Source organism: Streptomyces sp. WMMB 714 (assembly GCF_900090125.1).
Lineage (GTDB): Bacteria > Actinomycetota > Actinomycetes > Streptomycetales > Streptomycetaceae > Streptomyces > Streptomyces daqingensis.
This window is the reverse complement of sequence record NZ_FMHJ01000026.1, coordinates 1-6,898: the sequence shown is the minus strand read 5'-3', so window position 1 is coordinate 6,898 and position 6,898 is coordinate 1. Positions and strand designations below refer to the sequence as shown.

General features: G+C 70.8%; 5 protein-coding genes, 1 tRNA gene and 1 pseudogene. 1 reads left to right on the top strand and 6 read right to left on the bottom strand.

All coding sequences use genetic code 11. The features are described from left to right. Window positions 1–296 precede the first annotated feature (296 nt). A tRNA-Tyr gene (locus H181DRAFT_RS28140) sits at window positions 297–378 on the bottom strand. A gap of 187 nt (window positions 379–565) precedes the next feature. Between H181DRAFT_RS28140 and H181DRAFT_RS28135 the strand changes: the two genes are divergently transcribed. Then, a complete protein-coding gene (locus tag H181DRAFT_RS28135) occupies window positions 566–1,054 on the top strand; it encodes a YajQ family cyclic di-GMP-binding protein (protein WP_045867278.1) in 489 nt (162 codons plus the stop codon). Window positions 1,055–1,369: 315 nt separating this feature from the next. On the opposite strand, the gene H181DRAFT_RS30115 is transcribed toward H181DRAFT_RS28135, so the two are convergent. From H181DRAFT_RS30115 to H181DRAFT_RS28100, 5 genes and pseudogenes are all read right to left on the bottom strand, one after another. Further along, window positions 1,370–2,155, bottom strand: coding sequence for an MSCRAMM family protein (locus H181DRAFT_RS30115; protein ID WP_254666998.1), 786 nt, complete (start codon window positions 2,153–2,155; stop codon window positions 1,370–1,372). A gap of 183 nt (window positions 2,156–2,338) precedes the next feature. Next, window positions 2,339–4,573 (bottom strand): annotated as a pseudogene (locus tag H181DRAFT_RS28115) (MMPL family transporter); the annotation flags it as partial. A 170-nt stretch (window positions 4,574–4,743) separates the two neighbouring features. Further along, window positions 4,744–5,334: a TetR/AcrR family transcriptional regulator gene (locus tag H181DRAFT_RS28110; protein WP_045867277.1), complete on the bottom strand. Its 591-nt coding sequence runs from the start codon at window positions 5,332–5,334 to the stop codon at window positions 4,744–4,746. A gap of 184 nt (window positions 5,335–5,518) precedes the next feature. Continuing rightward, entirely contained in the window at window positions 5,519–6,379 is an 861-nt protein-coding gene (gene htpX / locus H181DRAFT_RS28105) for a zinc metalloprotease HtpX (RefSeq protein WP_045867276.1), read from the bottom strand. Between the two features lie 201 nt (window positions 6,380–6,580). Continuing rightward, on the bottom strand, window positions 6,581–6,898 hold a 318-nt coding region (locus H181DRAFT_RS28100), incomplete at its 5' end, for an integrase core domain-containing protein (protein ID WP_045867275.1).

The following is a 6,898-nucleotide window of genomic DNA, read 5'->3' as shown; positions in this document are numbered from 1 at the left end:
CGGACGGGACGCCCCATCCGGGAAGACGGCAACAGTGGCTCGATCCGCTCCCACGCTTGATCAGTTAGCTCATGACGACGAGGCCCCATGGACAACGGACTCAGCGAACGCACGGATCGAAGCAACTCTGAGAACGGCGAGGTAGAGCAGCCCGAAGCATGCCCACACGTACGGGTCGGCACGCGAATCAGGGTGAGAAAAAGCGGGACATAAGGGTCATACTCATGCCACTCAGGCATGAAAACGAAGAAGGCCAGTGACCGCATACTTGCTGGTCACTGGCCTCTTCTGGGCTGTGGCGGCGCCAGGATTCGAACCTGGGAAGGCTGAGCCGGCAGATTTACAGTCTGCTCCCTTTGGCCGCTCGGGCACACCGCCTGGGATCGCTGCCCGGACCGCCTGAGGCGGTGCTCTGTGGCAACGGTGTAAACCATACCCGATGACCGGGGGTGGTCCGCCACCCGGTTGATCAGGGGTGGGAGCGGCGCTCAGTGACTAGGCTGAACCGGCGGTTCGCACGCGGACCGCGTCCCTGACGTATCTATCGACGAGGAGCCAACTCACCATGGCCGACTCCAGTTTCGACATCGTCTCGAAGGTCGAGCGGCAGGAGGTCGACAACGCCCTCAACCAGGCCGCCAAGGAGATCTCGCAGCGTTACGACTTCCGGGGTGTGGACGCCTCGATCGCGTGGTCGGGCGAGCGGATCGAGATGAAGGCCAACGCCGAAGAGCGGGTGAAGGCCGTCCTCGACATCTTCCAGTCCAAGCTGATCAAGCGTGGCATCTCGCTCAAGGCGCTGGACGCGGGCGAGCCGCAGGCCTCCGGCAAGGAGTACAGGATCTCCGCGACGCTGAAGGAGGGCATCGCGCAGGACGACGCGAAGAAGATCGCGAAGGTCATCCGCGACGAGGGCCCGAAGGGCGTCAAGGCGCAGGTGCAGGGTGACGAGCTGCGCGTCTCCTCGAAGAGCCGCGACCACCTGCAGGAGATCATCGCGCTGCTGAAGGGGAAGGACTTCGACTTCCCCATCCAGTTCGTGAACTACCGCTGAGCGAACGGCCGGTCCGCACACGGGCCGGGACGTGCCGGCCGGGCGGTCCGTCCGCCGGCGCACGGCGCCGACGCCGGCACGGCGAGGGCCGCGTCCCCGAACGCATCGGGGACGCGGCCCTCGCCGTGTGCTGTCGGGGAGGTCCGCGGAGCGCCTCCCGTGAGAGGTGTCCGTGCCCCGGCCCCGCCGCCCGGGGCGGGCCGTCCCTTGCCCGCGCTGTTCGCGCGGGAGGCCGGGGCGTCCCCGCGCGGGCCGTGGGCGCGTGCTCCGCTGACACGCGCTCACGGGCCCGGCGGGGAGCCTGAGGGGTGCGAACTACTCGTCGGGGTGGCTCAGTTCGATGTCGAAGTCGTCCACACCCGTGCCCTCGACGTGCAGGGCGGTCGCCACCGGCGGGTAGCCGGCCGCGATGACGGTGTAGTCGCCGGCGTCCAGGTCCGTGAAGGCGTACGCGCCGTCCTCCGCGGTCGTGGAGGAGGCGACGACGTTGCCCGCGGCGTCCACCAGGGAGACGCGGGCGTCCTGTAGCGGCCCGTTGACGGCGCGGACGGTGCCGTGCACGCGTGCTCCCGCCGACAGTTCGATCTCGACGCGGGTCACGCCCTGCCCCTCGACCTCGACCGGGCGCGCGGCGGGCCGGTGTCCGGGCGCGTTCACCGCGAGGGTGAAGTTCCCGGCGATCAGCTCGCCGAAGGTGAAGTCGCCGTTCCGGCCCGTCCTTCCGGTGGCCAGCACCTCGCCCCGTACGTCGGTCACGACGACGAGCGCCGCCGCGACCGGCTGCCCGTCCGCGGAGCCGCGCACCACGCCCGTGAGACGGCTGGTGCCGGTGAGGAGGATGTCGTGAGTGAGGGTGACGTCTCCCACGGCGACGGTGGACGCCTGGGGCTGGTGCCCGTCGGCGCCGGCGATCAGCACGTAACTCCCGGGCCCGGGAGCGTCCAGGACGTACGAGCCGTCGGCGTGCGCCACCGAGCGCCCGATCTGGCGTCCACGCTGCGAGATCAGCGTGACGGCGGCACGCGGCACCGGCGACCCGTCCGCGTTGCGGACGGTGCCGCGCACGCCGCTGCCCTCCGGGTCGTACGGCTCGCCGCCCATGGAGGCCGAGCCCGTCATGGCGAGGCTCCGGTCCTCGTGCGCTGTCTCGGCGCCCAGCTCGTACGACGACGCGGCCACTCCGGCGGGGACGGGCACGCGCTCCTCCTCGTGGGGCGCCGACGGCTGCGGAGGCACGGGCGCGCCGGGCCCGGAGGTGCCGTCGCCGGCGGGGCCCGCGGCGTCGCGCAGGCCGTCGCCTTCGACGTCGACGTTGGGCAGCGCGCGGTCGAGCCAGCGGGGCAGCCACCACGCGGCCCGTCCGAGGAGCGCGAGGACGGCGGGGACGATGGCCATGCGCACGATGAAGGCGTCGAACAGGACGGCCACGGCGAGGCCGAAGCCGATCATCTTGACCATCGAGTCGGTGGACCCTATGAAGCCCGCGAACACCGCGATCATGATGACGGCGGCGGCGGTGACGACCCGCGCTCCGTGCCGGAACCCGGTGACGATCGCCTCCTTGGGCCGCTCCCCGTGTACGTAGGCCTCGCGCATGCGCGTGACCAGGAAGACCTCGTAGTCCATGGCCAGCCCGAAGACGACGCCCACCATGAAGATGGGCATCATCGACATGACGGGGCCCGTCTCCTCGACGGCCAGCAGGTCCGCCAGCCATCCCCACTGGAAGACCGCGACGACCGCGCCGAGCGCGGCGAGCACGGAGAGCAGGAAGCCCAGCGCGGCCTTGAGCGGTACCAGGACCGAGCGGAAGACGACGATCAGCAGCAGGAACGCGAGGCCGACGACGAGCGCCAAGTAGGGGGCGAGGGCGTCGTTCAGCTTCTGCGAGACGTCGATGTTCATCGCCGTGCTGCCGGTGACCAGGACGTCCGTGCCGCCGCCCGCCTGGACCTCGCCGCCGTCGTCGCGGATGTCCTCGACCAGGTCCTCGGTCTTCGCCGACGACGGCTTGGAGTCCGGGATGACGTTGAACATGGCGGTGTCGCCGGACTTGTTGAAGGTCGGCGGCGTCACCGTGAGCACGTTGTCGAGGCTCTTGACGGCCTTCGCCACCTCACCGGCGGCGGCCTTCGGCTGCTCGCCCGGGGCGACGTCGACGACGACCATGAGCGGGCCGTTGAAGCCGGGGCCGAACCCCTCGGAGAGCAGGTCGTACGCCTTGCGCTGCGTGGTGCTCGTGGGCTGCGAACCGTCGTCGGGCAGGCCGAGTTCGAGCGACTTGACGGGGACGGCGGCGGCGCCGAGGCCGAGGACGGCGATCAGCAGGACGATCAGGGGCCGCCGGATCGCGAACCCGGCCCAGCGGGTGCCCAGGTTCGGCTTCGGTTCGCGGCGCGGGACGTCCTCCGCGCCGGAGTCGGCGCCGGGGCGGGGCGCGTCGTCAGGGCGCCCGTCCTTCGCGGAGCGCCGGGTCTTCTTGTGTCCGCCGTCCGGCCTGCGCTTCGCGCCCGCGGGCCGGACCCGCTTGCGCACGTATCCGATCAGCGCCGGGATGAGGGTGAGCGCGATGAGGACCGCTATGGCGACCGTCCCGGCGGCCGCGACACCCATCTTCGTGAGTATCGGGATGTCGACGACGGCGAGGCCGACCAGGGCGATCACGACGGTGAGGCCCGCGAAGACGACCGCGGAGCCCGCCGTGCCGACCGCCCTGCCGACGGCGTCCTCCCGCTCCCGGCCGTCGGCGAGTTCGGCGCGGTAGCGGGAGACGATGAAGAGCGCGTAGTCGATGCCGACGGCGAGGCCGATCATCATCGCCAGCGTCGAGGTGGTGGAGTCGAGTTCGAGCGCGTTCGCGAGCGCGGTGATGCCGGAGACGCCGATGCCGACGCCGATCAGGGCGGTGACCAGCGGCAGCCCGGCCGCGATCAGCGAACCGAAGGTGATCACCAGGACGACGGCGGCCACCCCGATGCCGATCACCTCGGTGGCGCCCGTCTCCGGGATCTCCTGGAGCGCGTCGCCGCCGACCTCGACGGTCAGTCCCTCGTCCCGCGTGTCCTGTGCGACGTCTTCGAGCGCGTCGCGTGAGGAGTCCTCCAGCTCCATGCCGGAGACCTTGTACGAGACCTGCGCGTAGGTCGTCGTGCCGTCGCGGCTGACGGCCTTGACCTTGAACGGGTCGACGACGGAGGCGACTTCGGAGCCGGTGCCGAGTTCCTTGACGGCCTTCTGGACCGCTGTCCTGTTGCCCGGGGCGGTGATCTTCTCCCCGTCGGGCGCCTTGAAGACGACGCGTGCCGTGGCTCCGTCGGGGCTCGCGCCGGGAAAGCGATCCTCCAGCAGGTCGAAGGCCTTCTGCGCCTCCGTGCCGGGGATCGAGAAGGAGGCCGACCCCGCTACGGGCGCCTGTGCGGCGCCGACGCCCGCGAGCGTCAGCAGGGCCACCCAGAAGAGGGCGACGAAGTGCCGTCGCCGGAAGGCGAATCGGCCCAGTTTGTAGAGGAATGTGGCCACGGGGGCTTACTCCCGGTCAGGTCGTGGTGGCTTGAGGGGCTGTATGGGTCGGCCCGACGACGTGAGCGGTCGCGTCAGGTGCTCGTTCTGGGCGTGGTGCTCGTGGCGGAACGCGTCTTCGCGTGGGCGGCGGTACGCGCTCCGGCGGGAGCGGCGGTTCGCAGGGCGTGTCACACCCCCAGTGCGGGGAGGACGACGGCGTCGATGTAGGAGCGGAGGAACTCCTGCGTCGGGGGAAGTCCGTCGATCAGAGTGCGCACTCCTATGGCGCCGATCAGCATGTGCACCACGTACTCGCAGGCGGGGTTGTCCGCGCGCAGCTCCCCGCGCCCGACGGCACGGTGGAGCATCCGGCGCAGCTCCGCGAGCTCCGGTTCGATCAGCAACTCGCGGAAGGCCTGGAGGAGGTCGGGGTTGCCGTGCACCGCCATGGCCATGCCGCGCATCAACTCGGAGTGCTGCTCCACCTGGACGTCGTCCTGGCAGCGGACCAGTTCGTGGAAGTCGCCGCGCAGCGAACCGGTGTCGACGTCGGCCAGCTGGACGGGCTTCTGGTTCCGCAGCGCCTTGACGACGAGTTCGGCCTTGCCGCCCCACTGGCGGTAGAGGGTGGCCTTGCTCGACCGGGTGCGGGCGGCCACGGCGTCCATGGTCAGGGCGTCGTAGCCGACTTCCCGGAGCAGGGCGACCACGGCCGCGTAGAGCTCGGACTCACGCTCGGGTGTGATCCGGCTGCGGCGCGCCGTCGCTGCCTCGGCCATGCACTTCCCCACTCCGGACGAAACGGTTTCGTACACCGGGAATCTACCGTGGCGCTCAGCGAAACGAAACCGTTTCGTACGTGGTACAGCTCACCCCCGGGCGGGACGCTCCTCGACGGGAGCCGGACGGGCCATGAACGCACCGGAATGGGGACCCTCCGGGAGGCCCGGCCGGGGGCCCGGCTCAGAGGCGCCGGCCCGCCATGCGTTCCAGGCGCGCGACGCGCTGCGCCATCGGAGGATGCGTGGAGAAGAGACGGGTCATGCCCTCGCCGCGGCGGAACGGGTTCGCGATCATCAGATGGCTCGCCGTCTCGAGGCGCGGCTCCGGGGGAAGGGGGAGCTGCTTGGCGCCCGCCTCCAGCTTGCGCAGCGCGGACGCCAGCGCGAGGGGGTCGCCGGTGAGCTGGGCGCCCGCGGCGTCGGCCTCGTACTCCCGCGAACGCGAGACGGCGAGCTGGATCACGGCGGCGGCCAGCGGGCCGAGGACCATGATCATCAGCATTCCGGCGAGACCGGGGCCCTCCTCGTCGTCGCCGCGTCCGAGGGGGATCAGCCAGGCGAAGTTCACCAGGAACATCACCACGGAGGCGAGAGCGCCCGCGACGGACGAGATGAGGATGTCGCGGTTGTAGACGTGGCTCAGTTCGTGCCCGAGGACGCCGCGCAGCTCGCGCTCGTCCAGCAGGCGGAGGATGCCGTCGGTGCAGCACACGGCGGCGTGCCGGGGGTTCCGGCCGGTGGCGAAGGCGTTCGGCGCCTGCGTCGGCGAGATGAACAGCCGCGGCATCGGCTGGCGGGCGGCGGTGGACAGCTCGCGGACCAGGCGGTAGAGCTCCGGAGCCTCGAACTCGCTGACGGGACGGGCGCGCATCGCACGCAGAGCGATCTTGTCGCTCTTCCAGTACGCGTAGCCGTTGGTGGCCAGCGCCACGACGAGCGCCAGCAGCAACCCCGTACGGCCGAAGAAGCCGCCGACGACGAGGATGAGAGCGGACAGGCCCCCAAGGAGCACAGCTGTCCTCAGCCCGTTGTGCCGGTGCACAGTACGCCCTCCAGAATTGCGGCAGGGGAACCCCGAGCCGGGGTGGTCATGCAACGGTCCCGTGGACCTTCTCGCCCTGGTCAACGCGGGGCGCGGGGCAACAGTTCCCTGCCGGGGGCGGGGGCGGGCGGAGGGGGCGCCGTGGCGGGGCGTGCGCACGGGGCGCGGGAAAGGGCCTGCTGGACTGCCGGGCGAGAGGGTCTAGGTGTACTGACCCGTGAGGTTAGGAACGCGGCTGGCGGGTGGTAGGCCGCCGAGCGCGGTGTGCGCGCGGTGGTGATTGTAGGTGTGCAGCCAGTTGGGGAACGCTTCGCGTCGTTGGCTTTCTGAGTGGTAAGGGCGGGCGTATGCCCACTCTTCCAGCAGGGTGCGGTTGAGGCGTTCGACCTTCCCGTTGGTTTGCGGCCGGTAGGCGCGGGTGCGTTTGTGCGAGATGCCGGCCGCGGCCAGCGTGTTGCGCCAGGCGTAGGACTTGTAGCAAGCGCCGTTGTCGGTGAGGACGCGCTCGACAGTGATCCC

What these genes read in the sequence shown, in the direction of transcription:
- H181DRAFT_RS30115 (WP_254666998.1), bottom strand. Translation starts at nt 2,155, where the DNA reads ATGGGCGGCGAGCCGTACGACCCGGAGGGCAGCGGCGTGCGCGGCACC.
- H181DRAFT_RS28110 (WP_045867277.1), bottom strand. Translation starts at nt 5,334, where the DNA reads ATGGCCGAGGCAGCGACGGCGCGCCGCAGCCGGATCACACCCGAGCGT.
- H181DRAFT_RS28135 (WP_045867278.1), top strand. Translation starts at nt 566, where the DNA reads ATGGCCGACTCCAGTTTCGACATCGTCTCGAAGGTCGAGCGGCAGGAG.